Annotated in this window: 13 protein-coding genes; 7 read left to right on the top strand and 6 right to left on the bottom strand. The window is 66.5% G+C overall.

All coding sequences use genetic code 11. From position 1 onward, the window contains the following. Window positions 1–76: 76 nt before the first annotated feature. The gene (locus tag AB0M82_RS00475; protein ID WP_364716060.1) at window positions 77–1,054 is read right to left on the bottom strand and encodes an aldo/keto reductase; all 978 of its coding nucleotides are present in this window, start codon (window positions 1,052–1,054) and stop codon (window positions 77–79) included. Between the two features lie 45 nt (window positions 1,055–1,099). Between AB0M82_RS00475 and AB0M82_RS00470 the strand changes: the two genes are divergently transcribed. Beyond that, on the top strand, window positions 1,100–1,585 hold the full coding sequence (locus AB0M82_RS00470; RefSeq protein ID WP_364716057.1) for a TetR/AcrR family transcriptional regulator: 486 nt from the start codon (window positions 1,100–1,102) through the stop codon (window positions 1,583–1,585). 69 nt (window positions 1,586–1,654) lie between these two features. Here the strand turns inward: AB0M82_RS00470 and AB0M82_RS00465 are convergent, their stop codons facing one another. The 3 genes from AB0M82_RS00465 to AB0M82_RS00455 all read right to left on the bottom strand — a co-directional run bounded on the left by AB0M82_RS00465 (window position 1,655) and on the right by AB0M82_RS00455 (window position 4,854). Continuing rightward, window positions 1,655–2,095: a nuclear transport factor 2 family protein gene (locus AB0M82_RS00465; protein ID WP_364716055.1), complete on the bottom strand. Its 441-nt coding sequence runs from the start codon at window positions 2,093–2,095 to the stop codon at window positions 1,655–1,657. 159 nt (window positions 2,096–2,254) lie between these two features. Then, complete coding sequence (locus AB0M82_RS00460) at window positions 2,255–3,277, bottom strand: zinc-binding dehydrogenase (protein ID WP_364716053.1); 1,023 nt, start codon at window positions 3,275–3,277, stop codon at window positions 2,255–2,257. A gap of 38 nt (window positions 3,278–3,315) precedes the next feature. Continuing rightward, window positions 3,316–4,854, bottom strand: coding sequence for a carboxylesterase family protein (locus AB0M82_RS00455; protein WP_364716051.1), 1,539 nt, complete (start codon window positions 4,852–4,854; stop codon window positions 3,316–3,318). A gap of 769 nt (window positions 4,855–5,623) precedes the next feature. Here AB0M82_RS00455 and AB0M82_RS00450 point away from each other — a divergent pair. The 5 genes from AB0M82_RS00450 to AB0M82_RS00430 all read left to right on the top strand — a co-directional run bounded on the left by AB0M82_RS00450 (window position 5,624) and on the right by AB0M82_RS00430 (window position 11,303). Next, window positions 5,624–6,049: a hypothetical protein gene (locus tag AB0M82_RS00450; RefSeq protein ID WP_364716049.1), complete on the top strand. Its 426-nt coding sequence runs from the start codon at window positions 5,624–5,626 to the stop codon at window positions 6,047–6,049. Continuing rightward, on the top strand, window positions 6,046–8,145 hold the full coding sequence (locus AB0M82_RS00445) for a hypothetical protein (protein ID WP_364716046.1): 2,100 nt from the start codon (window positions 6,046–6,048) through the stop codon (window positions 8,143–8,145). The genes AB0M82_RS00450 and AB0M82_RS00445 overlap by 4 nt, the downstream gene beginning before the upstream one ends. Continuing rightward, window positions 8,142–8,954, top strand: coding sequence for a hypothetical protein (locus AB0M82_RS00440; protein WP_364716044.1), 813 nt, complete (start codon window positions 8,142–8,144; stop codon window positions 8,952–8,954). Before AB0M82_RS00445 ends, AB0M82_RS00440 begins: the two co-directional genes overlap by 4 nt. A 341-nt stretch (window positions 8,955–9,295) precedes the next feature. Continuing rightward, the gene (locus tag AB0M82_RS00435) at window positions 9,296–9,466 is read left to right on the top strand and encodes a hypothetical protein (RefSeq protein ID WP_364716041.1); all 171 of its coding nucleotides are present in this window, start codon (window positions 9,296–9,298) and stop codon (window positions 9,464–9,466) included. 160 nt (window positions 9,467–9,626) lie between these two features. Next, entirely contained in the window at window positions 9,627–11,303 is a 1,677-nt protein-coding gene (locus AB0M82_RS00430) for a hypothetical protein (protein WP_364716040.1), read from the top strand. A 133-nt stretch (window positions 11,304–11,436) separates the two neighbouring features. On the opposite strand, the gene AB0M82_RS00425 is transcribed toward AB0M82_RS00430, so the two are convergent. Both AB0M82_RS00425 and AB0M82_RS00420 read right to left on the bottom strand, forming a co-directional pair. Then, entirely contained in the window at window positions 11,437–12,738 is a 1,302-nt protein-coding gene (locus AB0M82_RS00425; RefSeq protein ID WP_364716693.1) for a recombinase family protein, read from the bottom strand. Between the two features lie 1,340 nt (window positions 12,739–14,078). Then, on the bottom strand, window positions 14,079–14,534 hold the full coding sequence (locus AB0M82_RS00420) for a hypothetical protein (protein WP_364716037.1): 456 nt from the start codon (window positions 14,532–14,534) through the stop codon (window positions 14,079–14,081). 406 nt (window positions 14,535–14,940) lie between these two features. On the opposite strand from AB0M82_RS00420, the gene AB0M82_RS00415 reads away from it, so the two are divergent. Beyond that, a complete protein-coding gene (locus AB0M82_RS00415) occupies window positions 14,941–17,532 on the top strand; it encodes a tetratricopeptide repeat protein (RefSeq protein WP_364716035.1) in 2,592 nt (863 codons plus the stop codon). The last annotated feature ends 4 nt before the right edge of the window (window positions 17,533–17,536 follow it).

Raw genomic sequence — 17,536 nt, 5'->3', positions numbered from 1 at the left:
CCGCACCCCTGACTGGCCCGGGCAACGGGGCGCTCAGCCGGCCTTCCGAGCGATTCGGAGGCCCGCTCGGGTTGGGTCAGACCCAGTCGGGGATGTGTTCTTCGGCGTAGCGGGCGCCGAATCCGCCGGTCGGGAGGATCTCGCGGATCGCGGCGAGATCGCCCTCGGTGACGGTGACGTCGGCCGCGTGGGCGTTTTCCTCCACGCGGGCTGCGCTGCGGGTGCCCGGGATCGGGACGATGTGCTCGCCCTGGGCGAGCAGCCAGGCCAGGGCGAGCTGGGAGACGGTGATGCCCTTGGCGGTGGCCAGCCGGCCGAGTCGGTCCACGGCTTCGACGTTCTTCTCGAAGTTGCCGGGCTGCCAGCGAGGGTTGGTGTTGCGGAAGTCGGTGGCGTCGTACTCTGCCGCGGGCTTCGCGGTACCGGTGATGAAGCCGCGGCCGAGGGGCGAATAGGGGACGAAGCCGATGCCGAGCTCCTGGAGGACCGGGAAGAGCTGCTCGACATCGCGCTCGAAGAGCGAGTACTCGGTCTGCAGGACCGACACCGGCTGGACGGCGTGCGCGCGACGGATAGTCTGCGGGCCGGCCTCACTGAGGCCGAAGTACTTCACCTTGCCCGCGTCGATCAGTTCCTTGACGGTGCCCGCGACGTCCTCGATCGGCACGTCCGGGTCGACGCGGTGCTGATAGAGGACGTCGATCTGCTCGACGCCGAGATAGCGCAGGCTGTTGTCGGTGACGGTGCGGATGTTGTCCGGGCGGCTGTTGAGGCCCAGGCCCCGCTCGGTCTGTACGAAGCCGAACTTGGTGGCCAATACGACCTCGTCGCGGAAGTCGCTCACCGCCTTGCCGAGCAGAACCTCGTTGTTGCTCGTGCCCCAGCCGTAGAGCTCGGCGGTGTCGAAGAAGGTGACGCCCAGGTCGTGGGCGCGGCGGATGGCGGCGATGCCCGCCTCCTCGTCACCGGGACCGTAGCCCATCGTCAGGCCCATCGACCCGTAGCCGATCGCCGAGACGGTCAGGCCCTGGGTGCCGAGCATCCAGTGTTGCATGTGGATCTCTCCCGATGTCAAACCAAACAGTTCAGTTTGGACTCTGTGAGTGCCGCCAAGACCAGCAAGGAACGCGTCTACGCCTACTCCTCCAGCAAGGTGGCCCTCTACCGGTTCGTCTCCGCACAGGAGCTGGCGGCCGTGGCCGAAGCGACCCGCATGGACCTCACCGACCTGCCCGGTTACGCCGGCCGCCTCCATGACTACTACATCGACCACCCCGACCGCTTCCTGCTCATGGGCTGGGGCCAACTGGAGCTCGACGCCGGCGACTCCCTTCCCAACGACACCTTCCGGGAATCGTTGACCCGCAAGATCGAGCAACTCCGCGAGGCCCAGGAAGCCGGCCAGCTGGACGCCGACTGGGACCCGGTCGACATCCTGGTCTTCGTCCACCAGATCGCCACAGCCTGGGTTGCGCAACCCGACCTGCAACCCCCGCACGACGAGGATCGCCCCAGGTTCCTGGCGGCGTGCCCAGCTGCCATCGTCGCGGCCGTCGAGCGCCTGTTTCCCGCGGCTGCGAACTGACAGGTGCCCGACCCTCAGGTGCCCAGACGGTCAGTCAGCGACGGTCTGAGCGTCCCTGGTCCCTTCCGGTCAGGAGGTGGTCTCCTCGGTTGTGGTCCGGGTGAGCGCCCAGTTGGAGTGCACGATGCGCCACTGACCGTCGATGAGCTGGTAGCCGTGTGAGGTGTTCCAGGCACAGTTCAACTGTTCCTTGCCCTTCTCGTCGAGGATGTAGGTGTTCAGGTTGTACGCCATAAGCGCGAAGTCGCCACTGCCGTTGACGTGTACCTGTGGATTGAGGTACTCGTTGCGCACGATGTGCTCGTTGAAGTAGATGGAGTCGATCCACGCGATGATCTTGTCCTTGCCGACGATCATCTTCTTGACGGCTGGTTCGAAGTAGGTGGCGTCGTCGGTGTACGCGTCGAGGTAGCCGCGGTTGTCGCCGTTACTCCACCGCTCGTTGAACTCCTTGTCCAACTCGAGAACGGTTTTGCTGATCTGTTCCTTGTCGACCTTGTCGACGCTCATTCCGCGTCCCTTCCGAGGCGTTTTGGCCGACCGCGTGCGGCGGGCGTGCGCTTGTGAACGTCAGGTTCCTAAGGCCCGACTCTCCGGGCCACAATGGGTAACTTCACTCCTATATCGGTCATTTAAGGCATTGAGTTGTAGGTGCGTGCAACCAGACGGTCAGTCAGTAAGGACGACGACGTGCTTGCCCGGCGTGGTGCCGGACTCGAGGTCGGCCTGGGCGTCACGGATCTGCTCCAGGCCGTGGTAGACCTTCGCGACCGGGACCTTGAGGCGCCCTGCGGCGATGGCCTGGAGCTGGTGGGCGAAGACGTCGGCCGGGAGGTCGGCAGCCTGCCCGCTGTAGGAGGTCAGCCGCACCCCGGTGGGGATCAGGAACGGGGTGAAGTCGGGGATCGTCCACTGGCCCGCCAGAGCTCCGGTGAAGCAGACGGTGCCATCGCGACGGACGGTGCGGAGAGTGTCGGCGAGGACCGAGCAGCCCACCAGCTCCAGTGCGGCGTCGACACCGTCCGGCACCAGCTCGCGCACCTGGTCGGCGATGGTGCCGTTGTCGACGAGGGGATGGTCGACGCCCGCGGCCCGCAGTTCCCCGGCCCTCTCCGGGCTGCGGGTGGTGGACAGCACGGTGGCCCCGAGGTCCTTGGCGATCGTGGCCGCGCTCAGCCCGACGGTGGAGGTGCCGCCGCGGATCACCAGTGTCTGTCCCGCCTGCAGGCCGAGGCCGGTGGCGAGGGAGCCGTAGGCGGTCTGGAACATCTCCGGCAGCGCACCGACGACCTCCCACGGTAGGCCGGTCTCGAACGGGATGACCTGCTCTGCGGGGACGGTCACGTACTGGGCGTAGGCGCCATCGTAGGAGCGGCCCATGCCGCCCATCATCGTGGCCACCTGCTGTCCCGGCCGCAGTCCGCTGTCCTTGTCGGCTTCATCGACCACGCCGACGCCTTCGATGCCGGGGATGCGCGGGTAGGTGACCTCCGCGTCGGACTCGCCCTTGCGGGTGCTGACCTCGGACTCGTTGACACCGAAGGCTTTCACCTTGATCCGCACCCAGCCGGGCTTGCGTACGGGCACCGGCACATCCTTGATCTCGAGTGCGTCGAGGCCGCCGGGGCGGGTGACGACGACGGCTCGCATCGTCGCCGGTGTGGCGTCGCCGGCCGTGGTCGGTTGATTCATGTCGAGTTCCTCGTCGTGTTCGTGGTGGCCGGTGACCGTCAGGGGCGGTCGATGTTCGCCCACAGGTCGAGTGCGGCCTGGTAGTGGGCGAAGGCGTCGAAGGGCAGGTTGCCGACGCTTTCCGCGGTGGGCCGGTCGGTGACGGCGGGCCACAGGCGGGCCTGCTCGCCGGTGGCGAAGTCGAGCACGATGTCGCGGATACGGGTGTCACGCTCGGCTTGTTCGGGGCTGCGGCCCGGCTGGTGCTGGCCGACCAGGGCGTACATCTCGGTGCCGTGCACGGCGGGCGCGCCCTGGGCGGGCCCGATCGCGAGGAGGTGGGCGTTGCCGCCCGCGGCGGCGTGGGTCAGGGCGGCGCGGGCGGCGGGGAGGGCGAAGATGTAGTCGGTCAGGAGTGCGGCGCGGATCTCGGCCGGGGTGCGTCCGTCTTGGTCGTAGGCTGCGACGAGCTTCTTGGCGCGGGAGCGGGGGATGCGCCAGCCGGCGATTTCGTCGGTGATGCGGTCGACGGTGTGCGGGTCGAACCGGTCGAGGTCGTTGGCCACCCACCAGCCCATGTCGTCGCTGGCGAAGCTCAGGAGTACGTCGATGTCGCGGTGCGTGCCGGAGGCGAGGACGTCCATGGGGTGGGCGTGCAGCACTGCGCCGGGCTGGGCGGTGTCCAGGACGACCCCGAGGCTTTTGCTGTCCATCCCGCCGCGGACTCCGAGGTCGGTCGGGGTGACCTTGTGCAGCGCGGTCACCAAGGAGGCCGGGTCGAGGTCGATCAGCTTGTCAGGGTTGTCCGCGACGCCGAGTTCAGTGACGAACCGGTCCGCGAGTTCCTCGGCCCACCAGGCGGGCTGGAGCCGGGAGGGTCCGGCGGAGAACCCGGCGAGCCGCCGGTAGAGGCCGTCCGCGGCGGACGCACCGAGCAGCCCGAACGTGGAATAGGCGCCGGCGCTGTGGCCGTAGACGGTGACGTTGTCGGGGTCGCCGCCGAAGGAGGCGATGTTCTGCTGGATCCAGGTGAGCGCGGCGATGATGTCCTGCAGGCCGAGGTTGCTCGCCTCGGCGAGCCGCCCGCCGTACTGCGAGAGCGAGACCGCACCCAGCGCGCCGAGCCGGTAGTTGACCGACACGCCCACCACACGCCCGGAAGCGGCGAGACCGGCGGCGTTTGAGGTGGTCTGGGTGTTCGCGCCGAACTCGAAGCCGCCGCCGTGGATGTACACCGCCACCGGTAGTGCCGTCCCGGTCGGCTGTGCGGGGGCCCAGACGTTCAGGTTCAGGCAGTCCTCGCCGGTCCCGCTGTCCGCTTCGAGCCAGTCGCCGGTGTCGGGCTGAACAGGGGCGACACCCTTGCGGTCGTAGGGGCGGTCCGGGTCGAAGGCCGCGACGACGGGACGGCGGTATCGCTCGGCGGTGGCGAACGGGATTCCCCACCAGGACCGCACCCCGGGTGCGGTCGGGGCTGTGGGTGCGGAGGCGGTCATGACGTGTCCTTCCGGCGCTGTTCGCGCGGTGTGTCGGCGGGCGGTTGCTTGGTCTCGATCATTTCCTGGGATTCGGCGAATGGCCCTGCAGACAGCGGTCACCTGGTGGTCACCAGGTGACACTCTTCGCTGCCCCCCTGTTCCCGCAGCCCAAGCTCGGTGGGTTCGCCCGTTCGAGCTGGTGATCCCTGGGCCTTCGGAGCCCTTCAGGTTTTGCCCATGCCGCACCAGAGCAGATCGATCAGGGCTTCGACTGCACGCTTGTGGCAGCCGCGGTAGCTCGTGCCCCGTCCTATCGGTGGACAGCTCCGCTGCCGGATGGCCCGGTGGCGCAGTCGTTTCGTGCCCGGATCGCCATCCGCCGACCTGGTCAGCGGTGCGTCCACGCTGGGGAGCCCGGTCTCACGCGGTGAGGGGAGTGAGCGGGAAGCGGTTGTCGAGGAATGCCTGCAAGAGGTCGGGCAGCTCAGCAGGCAGGAGCTTGTCGCGTCAGGCCGAGAGCGCGGCGGCTAACCACCAGCGGCGCTCGATGAGGCCTGCGCGTTCGTTGGCCGTGTGGCGGAGGGCGACCTGTGGCGCGTCGTGGTCGGCGCCGTGAACAGCAGTACCGCCAGCACTCGGGCGGTCATCCGCTGGAGGCCGTACTCGGTCAGGGTAGGGCGAAGTCCTCCGCGCCGTCCATGCTGCTCCCTGCCGGTCTCCGTGTTGGAAGCGAAGAGTACGTGAGTTCGAAAATATCAGAACTCCGCGGATGGCTCACATCGAGTAGTTGATCCGATCAGGTGAGTTACGTATCCGGGGCAATGGGAGGCGAACCTGTCCGACGAGCTGAAGTCGATCCGCTTTGTCACGACCATTGAAGGAGCAGACGTTGGACTCCCCGCTTGACTTCACGACCCTCGCGCAGTCCGCGGCCCAGATCGTGGTCAAGGGCTTGGCCGGCGGAGCCGCACAGGCCTTGCGCACCCAGCTGGTCCGGCTGTTCACACGCGGCGAGCCGGAGCAGGCCGAGCAGTCGCCCGAGGTTCGCCGGCTCGAGGAAACCGCTCAACGGCTCGAGAAGTCGCCAGACCGTAGCGTCGAGGAACGAGAGCTGCTCACCAGCTGGAAGCGTCGCCTCGAGGTGTTCCTCGAAGATCACCCCGATGCCGCCGAGGAACTGGCCCGGATCGTCGACGAGCACCGGCCGGCCCAGCCGGAAGCCTCCTACCCGCGCGGCTCGCTCATCGGGACGGCCGGCGACGGCGGCATCGTCATCCAGGCGGGTCGGGACAACTCCGGCGGGGTGACGAAGTGACCGTGCCCGACCACTTTGGCGGTGAACCCGCCGGGACACTGCCGAGTGCGGCAGAGTCCGGAGCCGGCGCGGTAACGACGGCGGAAGAACTCGGCGACTCGGTCCCGGCCGGCACCGAGTCCGGCGATCGGCCGGGTCCTGTCCTGATCGGCCGGACGGGCGCGCACGGCTCGGTCACTCAGGCCGGCCGTGACATCGTCAACAACTTCGGTGAAGTGCTGCGGGATCGGGGCCTGCGCCGTCCGCTGGAAATCGCGCGGGATTGCTTCGCACCGATCGACGACCGCGAGTGGCAGCGCGTCACGGCTGTGTGGCGCCGGAGCAGGCTCTTGGTCATCACCGGTCCCGAGCACGTCGGCAAGCGCACCGTTGCCTTGCGTCTGCTCAGCGGTGCGGAGCTCGGAACGGCACCGGCCGACGCGGCCGGATGGCCGATACGGGAGCTCGTCGCGGACTGGGAGAAACCGGCCGCGGGCATGTTGCCGGCTCCGCGCGAGCAGGTGTTCCTCCTCGACCTCGGTGAGACCGAAGCCGACCAGGTCCCCGTCGGGTTCGGTGAAGATCTCCGCTCCTACGTCGATGAACGGCCGGGCCTGCGCCTGGTCGTCACCATGACCGATCGCGCCTGGCGGCGCTGTGGCGCGCAGCTGAGCGACTTCGACGCGGAGGTCAGTGCCCCGAAGCCGCGCGACGTCGTGCTCGCGCACCTCCGTTATCGCGGATTCGACACCCGCGCGCAATGGGTCGACAAACTGGCCGGTTCCGAGGTCCTGACGAGTGGCACGCTGCCCCGTGACGCTGTTCGCCTGGCCGCCGCGATCGAACACGCGCCGGCCCAGGCCCGCGATGCGCAGGAGGAAGGTGCCGATGAACCAGTACCGGTCGCCTGGATCCTCGACGAGTTCCGCGCGTGGCGCGGGCACCTGCGTGACTTCTTCAGCGGAAGCAACCGCGACGTCGTGGATCGCGCGTTACTCATCGCCGCGGCCGTGCTGGACGGTGCACCGCCGTTGGTGGTGTGGCGCGCCGCGATGGAGTTGCTCGACGGACGCGCCGTGCCCGCTCAGACCGGTGAGCTGCTCGCCGGTGACGACCTGGATACCCAGCTAGCTCGCATTTCGGGCGCTGGCAATTTCGGCGAGGGTGTGTCGCTCGACCAGGTGCGGCACGGGCTCAGCGCGGCCGTGCTGCCGCACGTGTGGCGGCAGCGACCGCAGATGCAAACCGCGCTCATCAGCTGGATCCGGACGCTGACGCGTGTCGGCGGAACCGGACGGGCCAGGCTGGCCACCATCGGCCGACGGCTGGCGGAGCTGACGAGTGTCGATCCCGAGTTCGATCCCGTCGACACAGTGCGGTCCTGGCTCGACTCCACACCGGAAACCCGGGAACTCGTCGCCGACCTGCTGACCGGCCTCGCGGAACAAGACAGCAGGCTGGGCACGTCTGTCCGGAACAAGACCAGGGCCTGGGCTTACTCCTACGGCCGGCGCGAATCCGCGTCGTCATCGCAGCTGGCGGAGATGGTCGCGCAGATGTGCGCGGGCAGGTTCGGCCAGAACAATCCCAACGCTTGTCTGATCAGGCTGAAATGGCTGCTCGCCGGCCCGGCTTCCGACATCATCGATGAACTCGCGGTGGATGCGCTGCGCCGGCTCGCGGTGACGGCAGATGACGCGGTCCGGCTGCTCGCCGCAGTTCTGCAGTGGGAGTCGGACAGCACACTCGCGGCCGGTCGCGGCTTCCTGGCGCTGATGGACCCGGCTTCCCCGGCGGCATCCTTCGAAGCTCTTCTCCGCCAGGCCGCTCTCGATGACGAGGCATCCGCTCGGCTTCGGCACGGCTGGGAAACCACCACAAAGCAACCGGAACTCGGGGAACGGGCGGCGCGGGTACTCAGAAGCTGGGGAAGTGTCGCCTTGAGCAACAGCGATATCGCCGAGCCGGCTGAAGCCCTCTTGGCTTGGGTTCTGCGTCGTAACCTCCGTTCGCCACTGTTCCTCGACGTGCTCGGTCCGGAGAGCCGGAGCGGCGACCATGCTCCCGACGAGAGGTCGGCACTGCTGACGAAGATCGTGCGTCGGATCGTCGAGTGAAATTTTCGGTCGCCGGCCGTCGCCGGGCCCGCTCGACGTTCACCGCATCGCTGGACAGCACCCTGCCCGGCATCAGGTTCCACGTCACGGCGACGGCCGAGATCCAGCTCGCTGATGCGACAGGTGGCGGGATCCGCAGCCTCGGCGAACGTGCGCTAGCTTTGGCGCGTCAAGAACTACGCCGGCACTTCGCCGACGTGCTGCAGGACATGCATCCCGCCGACACTGCGGCAGCTCGCGACGCTCTGTGCAGCAGCGACGTGCCCGTCGACAAGAATCTCGGTCTGTGTATCGCGGTGACGGGCATCGCGGTCGGCCTCGACAACCGAGGACGTCTTGCCTTGGCCGACTACGACGCCGCGGCGCAGGCTCGCCGGCAGCGAGGTGACTACATCGCCGCGCAAGTCGACGTCGTGCGCGCCATGCTGGCCGATCCACGCGCGGCTTTTGCCTGGCTCATCCGGCAGGACCCCGGACAGCTTCATTCCGCGGAGGTCGACCACGTCATGCAACAACTGGACACAATCGCCGGCAAGATCCGGCCCGACGAGCCGGTGGAAGACGCCACACTGGACGATCGTCTTTTCGAGCTCGTCCGCGAATTCCTCGCGCCTTTCCTGCATCCCACCCAGCGCGTGGTGTTGATCCAGTCGTTGGTGGCGATGTTCGGAGCGCATGGTGCGCATGATCTCGTCAGACGGGCCGAAGGGGAGCTTCCTCCGTTGGGCGCCAATGGGATGACCATCCCCGACGACGAAGCGACGGTCCCTCCGCAGGACGACGAGCGTAAGCCGGTGTCGGCCACCTGACCGACTCGGTTCCGGTCGTTGTCGTGGACCACGGGGGAGCCGTGCGGGAGGGATGAACGGCTCGCCGCGCAGCGCTGGTGCAGCAGGCGGCGGCGCGCGGCATGGCGCCCCGCTACCGACAACAGTGAACTGGTGTTTACCGGCCCGGTTGGACAGTTGGTTAGTGGTCGTGGTCGGCGTGGCGCCACCAGGCGGCGGTGCCGGCGACGTCCGCGACGCCGACTAGGGCGACGAGGACGAAGCCGAGCGGCCGGATGGATCGCGGTCGGGGCCGGAGATGTCGGTGTAGAGCGCGGGGACCGACCAGGGGAAGTATCCGCCATAGCCGAGCAGCGCGACGCTTGGGCGAGGAACACCGCGGCGACCATCGCGGCGACGTCAGGGAGGTAGCCGCGGCCGGCGCTGGCGGCCAGCGCGAACGGTGTCACCAGCAGGATCGTCAGCACCGTGGTAATCAGCAGTTTCGCCAGCCCGGTGAGCTGCCACCGGTGCTCGACATCGAGTACCAGTGACTCTGAGCTCAAGTAAGTGCATGATCTCCTCGAACACAAGAGATCTCCCGCACGGAGGTGGGTCACACAAGCTGCAGGTCGGTCGCGAACTTCAGCGTGGGGTTATAGATCAACTCGGTCCGGGGCGCTGAGGCTACACGCGCCCTCGGTTCCTGGCGGCTTGAACGCGCTGGTCGTGCAGCCGCGGCGCCTGCTGATGTCCGCACGGCGCGACGGTGCGTGTAGCATCCGAACGCCGGTCGGCGACTCGCTTGATGTGACAGACTACTCGCCGCTGCCGATGCTAGATGACCTGGCCGAGCTTGAGAGAGAACTGATCGATGCTGCCCGCGCTGGCGACGCACCTGCGGGCTCTGGACTTACGGTCGAGGAACTCGCCGAAGACAACGATCCGGCACATGAGATCCGGGCGCGGCTATTGCGCGAGATGCTGTTGGGCCAGCGTGGCACCTTGGACCCGAAGGGCATAAGAGTCCAAGGTGCGCGGATAACCGGCACGCTGGACCTCGACAATGTCGCTGCTTGCACTGGATTGAGTGTAACCTCCTGTGTTGTCACTAGTACAATCACTGCGTGGTACGCTAGTCTGTCCTGGCTTCGCCTCGCGCATTGTCGCGTCGGTAATGTCTATGCTGACGGCATTCGGCTCGTATCGGGCATGTGGCTCGACAGTCTTCGCGTTACTGGAACTGGCAGCGCGGGCGCGGTCCGACTTCCTGGTTCCCATATTGGTGGCGTGCTAGATTTGAGTAGAACTGAAATCATCAACGAGACTGGTCCTGCGCTATTCGCGCCCGGCCTTCGTGTCGATGGCAACATGTGGCTGCGCAATGCCCGACTTGGTGGCGTGAGTGAGCGGGGAACTATCCAACTCTTCCAAGCTCATGTTGGCGGTGCGCTAATACTTCGTGGCGCGGAGATAACCAATCGTGCAGGATCTGCCCTGTCTGCCGACCAATTGAAGGTTGAAGCTGGATTAAACCTCGACGAGGTGCACGTCGTCGGCGGTGGCAGACACGGTGCAATCCGCCTCATTGGCGCGCGGGTCGGAGGTATGCTAAGTGCGCTGGAATCCGAGTTCACTAATGACGACGGTTTAGTGCTAGATATCGAAAACACGCACGTGGAGTCGAAGGTCTTTCTTCCGATCACTGTGCTCTGTTCGGGATTTCGGCCCAACCAATCGTGCGACCGCTCTAAATGTGTGGATATCAACGGATTTCAATTTGGCGCGCTTGAAATGATGCCATATCGGGCCATGCCGTGGCAGGAGTGGCTACACCTTATCCGCTGCCACACAAAAGCATATCGACCTGGTCCTTATCAGCAGCTAGCAGCCGCAGAGCGGGCCGCTGGCCACGATGGCAATGCCCGCCGGATTCTGATCGCTCAGCAGAGGGACCTTTATGATCGAGCGCCGAAGGCTCTAGGCAACTGGTTGACTCGGCGGTTCCATTGGATCTGGGGTGTTCTTGCAGGCTACGGCTACCTGACTCGACGCACTGCTGCAGCACTCCTAATCACTCTCGCAGTCTCTGGCGGCCTTGGTCTGTGGGCTGGGCACGTCACCGACGGCGGGCATCACATCGCCGAGCGCACTGGCACTTTCACCGATGCCACCGGTAGGCCATGTACAAGTGTGGAACTGATCGGCCTGGGCTTGGACCGGGGCCTGCCGCTGGCAACGAACGGTGTCCGCAACCGCTGCGATCTCAACCCCGACACCAACTTGGCCGCGAAATTCACCGTTGCAATCTGGCTCACGCAAGCGATGATCTGGGGGCTGGCGACGCTCGCTCTTGCTGGCTACACCGGCCTCGTGCGAAGGACCACCTGAGTTCAAACTCTGACCCTCGACCCTCGACCCTCGACTCGGGAGTCTGCCGCAAGGTCAGTCAAGAATTAGCCGTGTAGATAGTGAGCAAGATCGTCTCGGACACATCATTGCCCCATGGACGATCGCCTCGCGATCAACCGTGGGGCAATCCTGTTGGCTGATCTCCCACGGACCGTAGCGTCAGCGTCCCGGCGTCACAGTTGATCATCAGCTTGTGTGCACGCAAGTGCTCGACAACATCCTGGGCCGGGTTGCCTTGGGTGAGCAGGTGCGTGGCGACGCGCGCGAGCAGGTCGTCCTCTCGTAGGTAGAGGTTCCTGAGACCTGTGGCTGGCCGGGGCTGCGCGCTCGTGTACCCATGTCGGCAGCGGTAGCCGGGGCGGTCGTTGACCCAATGTGAGTCCATCCGGCGTCCGCAGGACCCGCACTGCACCAGGCCCGACAGCCGGTAGACGCGTTCCGTGCCGTCGGACGCGGTCCGGCTGACCCTGACAGTCTGGACAGCGATGAAATCCCGCTCGCTCACCAGCGCTGGATGCGAGGGCCCGGCGGCGATGGTCACCATGGCGCGCGGTGCTTCGAGGTTTTGCTGGTTGCGGTCAGGGACGCGGTTCCATACTTCTCGGCCGGTGTATCGCGGGTTTCGGAGGATTTCGACGATGGTGCGGAGTGACCACGTTTGGCCGGAACGGTGTCGGTTGCGGTCCGGATCCGCTGTGGACGGGCACGGCACGCCTCGCTCGTTCAGTTCGCGGGCGATACCGGCGGCGCTTCGCCCGCTGAGTCGTTTGGCGAAGATCCATTTCACGTGCGGTGCTGTCACCGGGTCCGGATCGAGTCGCTGGAGTCGGCGCCCCCAGCTGGCGTGTGTCCGGTTCGGATGCGGTCCCGCATCGACCAGGCGGTACCCGTATGGTGGACGCCCTCCCAAGTAGCGACCTTGGATGCGTACTTGGGCGCGCATCGCTGCCAGTGTCCGGTGTCGGGCGCGCAGTACCTCCCGTTGCGATTGTGCGCCGAGTAAAGTCATGAGCATCCGGTGCAGGGGACTGCCGGCCTCGACTGGCCCGCCGGCCTCCGGGAGCCAGACCTGCACCTCGTATCGGGTGAGTGTGGGGGCCAGCTGTTCGAACTGGTCCGCGGCAAAGGCGCGCTCGTACTCTCCCACCACGATCGCATCGAACCCGCGATCCGGATCAGGAAGAGCTGCCAGCAGCGCTGCCGCCTCCGGCCGGTCACGCCACGGCAACCGCCGTGAGCACCCGGCGTCGAAATACTCGGCCACGATCACTCCGTGCCTGGCGATCAAGGTCTCGGCTGCTTCGCGCTGCCACGCAGCGGAACTCACCGGATCCTGATGTTCAACCGTTGACGTCCGACCGTAGAACGCGAACCTGACCGCGCCTCGGGCTCCCCGCTGCGGACGGTGGGCAATCCTTCGGCGTGCGCCCTGAACCCAGTCACCGAGAAGATCAGGTGTCTCCATACTGCCGCCCCTCGAGTCGCCGGCTATCAACGGTGCGACGCGAGGATCGCTGACGCATGACACACCACGGCGCGCGATCACCCGGCAAGACCAACAGGCACGCCATGACGTGCTGGTAGCCTAGATCCGCGACTGTCCGACTCAATGCCGCATGGCTCGGGTACTGCACGATCAGCATGGCGTCCCTAGCCTGCCTCGCCTACGCGACGAGTGATGTCGAACCGCGGCCAGAGCGGCCAGCGGAGAACCGTCGTGCCGCGACGTGGTAGGAGGTCTCTCGACGTTGTTGTACCCCGGAGTGCCGGGTGAGAGAGGTCGATTAACGAGTGTCTTGACCGACACGGCTGTCGGTAGCTGATCCGGACCCGGACGGTGCAACAGCCCGATGTCAGCCGGAGGCCAAGCCGCGGCTCGCCCGGCTCCTCAAGTTCTGCGACGTCAGCCCGGCCGGTCAGGGACCTCGAGCACGTGCGCAGCACGGACACGGACTGCGTCGCGCTCCGACTCCGTCAGGTGCGCGAGCACGCCGGCCGCCAGATCTTCCGCCTCGCTCGCGGCTGGACCTGATGAGTCCGGAACCAACTCGAATGCGAATACGACAGGTTCGAATCTACGCCCCACCGTGACCTTGATCCTGGCGGGGCGGGCTGGTCCTACTGGGCAGCGCCGGCCAACCCGCCCAAGACTCCGCCGACGAGCGCGGCGAAGCCCATCAGCAGCGCACCGCGGCAGGTGATGAAGTTCGGAGAGGAACGGGCCGGCAAGCGCGAGGTCAGCACCGTCGGCAAGCCGTCCGCGTTTCCTTGCTCGCCGGCCCCGCGCGGACGAAGGACTTCACACGCGGCCTACGCTTCGACGTCACCGTCAATACACCTCGAAGCAGGCGCTCCAAGGCCGGGCCGTTCACGTTCGCCGTGACCGCGAACGGCGCGGCGGTGGTGCAGGTCACCGATTACGCACTGCAAATCGGAGACAGGCGCACGGCCGGGCCGACGTGCTCGCGGGAGCCGAGAGCACGCTCGGCATGGTGCTGATACTGTCCGCCAACCGCTGCCGAGATCACGGTGAAGGTCAAGTTCAAGCGAACCAACCCGCTGTACTGGACCGGCATGGTCTGATCGGCTTGAACGTCCTTGCGCCGAAGCCCAGGCCTAATCTGGGCTTCGGCGCACTGGCGACCTTGGTGATGATGCTCATGAGCAATGTCCCGTGGTTCTGTGTCGACGGGCCGAAGTAGCTCATGGGCGTTGTGATCACGGGAGCTGCGACGTCCCGGTGAGGGATATCGCTCAGAGTCGTCCGCTGAGTACAGCCGACTTGACCGTGTTGGCCAGTTGCTGCTGGCCGGCTGCGGTTGGGTGGAAACTGTAGACCCAGTTGTGCGTGTCCACGACCAGCCCGGTGACATACTGAGTGTGGTTCTTCGCGCACAGCTCACCATCGCGGAATGCATTGGAGGTGTCGATGTAGTGCAGGCGAGGATCTCGGATTCGCTTGACTGCTTGGGAAATCTCGTTGTTGAGCGCGTCCTCCTTGCTGGTGATCCAGCGGGCTTCACTGGCTTCGATGCCGGAGCAGAAGAACGCCGGGTGCGGTGAGAACAGGTGTGGATAGCCCAGTATGTAAACCTGAGTGTTGCCAGCGCACCGATTCCGGCGACCCAGCTCACCCCCTCTACGATGGGGCGCCAGGGGCGGTGTGTGTCTCCGAGCCAGTTCAGCAAACCGAAGTGGATCACTGCCCATGTCACAATCCCTGCGGCAACTAGCCACACTGCGCGACTACTTCGGCCAGCCAAAATCGACCCCCACCCGACGACAACATTAGTTTCTTGCCTAACAGGTCGCGGGCGGCGGCCGATTCGCTACACCGAACTGGTCCGGTTGGATCGTATAGTCGTCCAAGCGACCGGAGCGTCGCCTGTATCGGCCGGATCACCAAGTTCGTTTCGGCGGTCGCGAAGCTTGCTGAGCTGCCGACGAGTGTTACAACGCGGGAGGAATGGCGTCCGTGGTCAAGGACGAAGTACCCGCCGATCCGATCGCTTGCGTTCTCGACTCCCGGGCGCCCACGCGGGCATGATGGCGTCCGGCGTGGGGGACCGAGTGAGGTGCTTCACGGAACAGTGGCGGGTAGCACAGGAGGTTCGACGTGTCGTTCGACGAGCTGCTGCATCGAGTCCAGCAGCGTGTCGCGAGCTATCGCCGGAATGGTCAAGTTGCCGCCGTGGTCGGCGAATCGGCTCGAGCCGACGCTGTCCGACTGTGGGAGGCCGTGCAGTCGCCCAACCCCGAACAACCGGCAGCACAGCACAACCGGCAGCTGACCACGGCTTGCCATGCCTTGTGCTGGCTCCACCTCCAGCGATATGCCGCGTTGCGCGGCCGCGATCTGTGGGAACTGGCCCGGGCCATCGAGATCGCCGTGCCGCTGCTCGACGGTGAAGCCGTGCTCCCGGAGCCGATGCAAGAGCTGCTCGGGCCTGGCGCCGACCCCGAAATGCAGATCCGGCCCGCGCTCGCCTTCCTAGCGGAACCGCAGACCGGCACCGACCCCTGCCTCGTCGATGCCGCCGTCACTTTGCTGACCGCTGCCTCGGACCACGCCCATCCCCACCAAGTGTGGGCACAGGCCAACCTCGGCATCGCTCACCGGTTCCGTTACCAGCACACCCGGGCGGTGGCGGACCTGGATCAGGCCATCGCGGTGGGCCGGCGGGCGGCAGAAGTCACTCCCGACGGCCACCCCCGTCTCGCTTCGCTGCTGGTGGACCTCGGCGCTGCCCATGGGTTGCGTTTTGAGCACACCGGGACGCCGGCGGATCTCGACCACGCGATCGAACTGCGGGAGCAGGCGATGGACGGCGGCTACCCCTACCGCGACCGGGTGCTGCCGGATCTCGCTGCCGCCTACCTGGAGCGGTACATGAGAATCGGTGCGCAGGCGGACCAGGACCGCGCGATCGAGCTGAGTGAGGAAGTCCTCCTGATCCCCTCATTCGACGCCGACTACCTGCCCGCATTGGTAACCCATTTGGCCAATTCCTATCTGGGGCGGTATCAGACTCTCGGGGTCCCGGCGGATTTGGACCGGGCGATCGAGCTCGGCAGACGCGCACTGGCCCTCACGCAGGCGGGCCACCCCAAGGGTCCGGAATCGCTGGCCAATCTTGCGAATATTCACCTTGCGCGGTTCGAACGCCTCGGGAAGGTGGCGGACCTGCAGCAGGCGATCGAGCTCGGGGAAGAAGCCGTGGCAGCGGCCTCCGCCGACCACGCCAAACGAGCGAAGATCCTTTCCCACCACAGTATCTCCTACCAAACACGGTTCGAACGCCTCGGGAAGGTGGCGGACCTGCAGCAGGCGATCGAGCTCGGGGAAGAAGCCGTGGCAGCCGCCTCCGCCGACCACCCCGAACGAGCGAAGATCCTGGCCAATCACAGTGCGTCCTACCGGCGACGATTCGAACGTTTCGGGGTGCCGACGGACCTGGACAAGGCAATCGAACTGGGCGGGAAAGCCGTCAGCGCCGACCAAGGAAACACGATCGCCCCTGCCGACAGGGCTGGCGTGGCCCTTCACCTGAACACGCTCGCCTCCGCCTACGCCCGGCGGTACGAGCGCGTCGGGGTGCTTGCCGACCTGGACCGGGCAATCGAGTTGGCCGAGCAGGCCTTGCCGGCCTTCGCTGCTGGTGATACGGCCCGAGCGAGCGCGCTGAACGACCTCGGCGGCTTCTACACCGCGCGGTTCAGACGCTCCGTGGCGCTGGCTGACCTGGACCGGGCCGTCAAGCTGGGGGAAGAGGCCGTGGCCACCACCCCCAACGGCGATCCCGCGCGGGTGGGATGCCTAGCCAACCTCAGTGTCGCCTACGAGGTCCGGTTCAGGCACGCTGAGGTGCCGGCCGATCTGGACCGGGCCGTCAAACTGGGGGAGGAAGCCGTGGCCGCCACCCCCAACGGCGATCCCGTGCGGGTCGGGTGCATGTTCAATCTCAGTAGTGCTTACCAGGCCCGGTTCGAGCAGGCTGAGGTGCCGGCGGACCTAGATCGGGCCATCGAGCTGGGGGAAGAGATCATGGCCGTCACCGCTGCCGACGACGCCCAACGTTCGAGAACTGTCGCAGTTCTCGCAGCTGGCTACAGGCAGCGATTCGAGCTGAGCGGACTGGACGCTCCCCTCGGAATGCTGCGCGAGGCGCTAGCCGCAGTCCTCTCATCGGAGACAACTGCGCCGGCGGATCGGGTCTGGGCCGCCAGTGAGGTGGGGCGGCTGGCGCACGCAATGAACGACCATGCCGCCGCGGCGAAACTGTTCGACACCGCAGTGGCGACGATGCAGCTCATCGCGCCTCGTGAAGGTGAGCAGACAGACCAGGAGCACCGGCTCGGCCAGCACCAAGGCCTGGTGGGCGACGCAGTGGCTGCCCACTGCGCACTCGACGACACCACCGGCGCAGTGGAGGCTGCGGAGCTGGGCCGAGGTGTCCTGCTCGCCGCGCAGTTGAACTCCCGATCCGACCTGACGGACCTCGACAAGGCCCACCCCGAGCTGGCCGCGCAGCTACGGCGCGCACGCGAACAGCTCAGCACCCTCGACCCCGACACAGACAGCCTCGTCGGCAAGGTCGGACGGACAGAGAGCAGGAGACAGCTGTGGGCCGAGCACGACGGAGCTGATCGCCCGGGTGCGTCGGAGACCCGGCTTTTCCCGGTTCCTTCTCCCGCCCCGCTTCGCTGAACTG

This window comes from Amycolatopsis sp. NPDC051128 (genome assembly GCF_040682715.1).
GTDB lineage: Bacteria > Actinomycetota > Actinomycetes > Mycobacteriales > Pseudonocardiaceae > Amycolatopsis.
Note: the sequence above shows the minus strand (reverse complement) of the source record. Positions and strands in the feature narration are given on the sequence as shown.

Coding starts and splice junctions, on each gene's coding strand:
- AB0M82_RS00475 (WP_364716060.1), bottom strand. CDS start 1,054: ATGCAACACTGGATGCTCGGCACCCAGGGCCTGACCGTCTCGGCGATC.
- AB0M82_RS00465 (WP_364716055.1), bottom strand. CDS start 2,095: ATGAGCGTCGACAAGGTCGACAAGGAACAGATCAGCAAAACCGTTCTC.
- AB0M82_RS00460 (WP_364716053.1), bottom strand. CDS start 3,277: ATGAATCAACCGACCACGGCCGGCGACGCCACACCGGCGACGATGCGA.
- AB0M82_RS00420 (WP_364716037.1), bottom strand. CDS start 14,534: ATGGGCAGTGATCCACTTCGGTTTGCTGAACTGGCTCGGAGACACACA.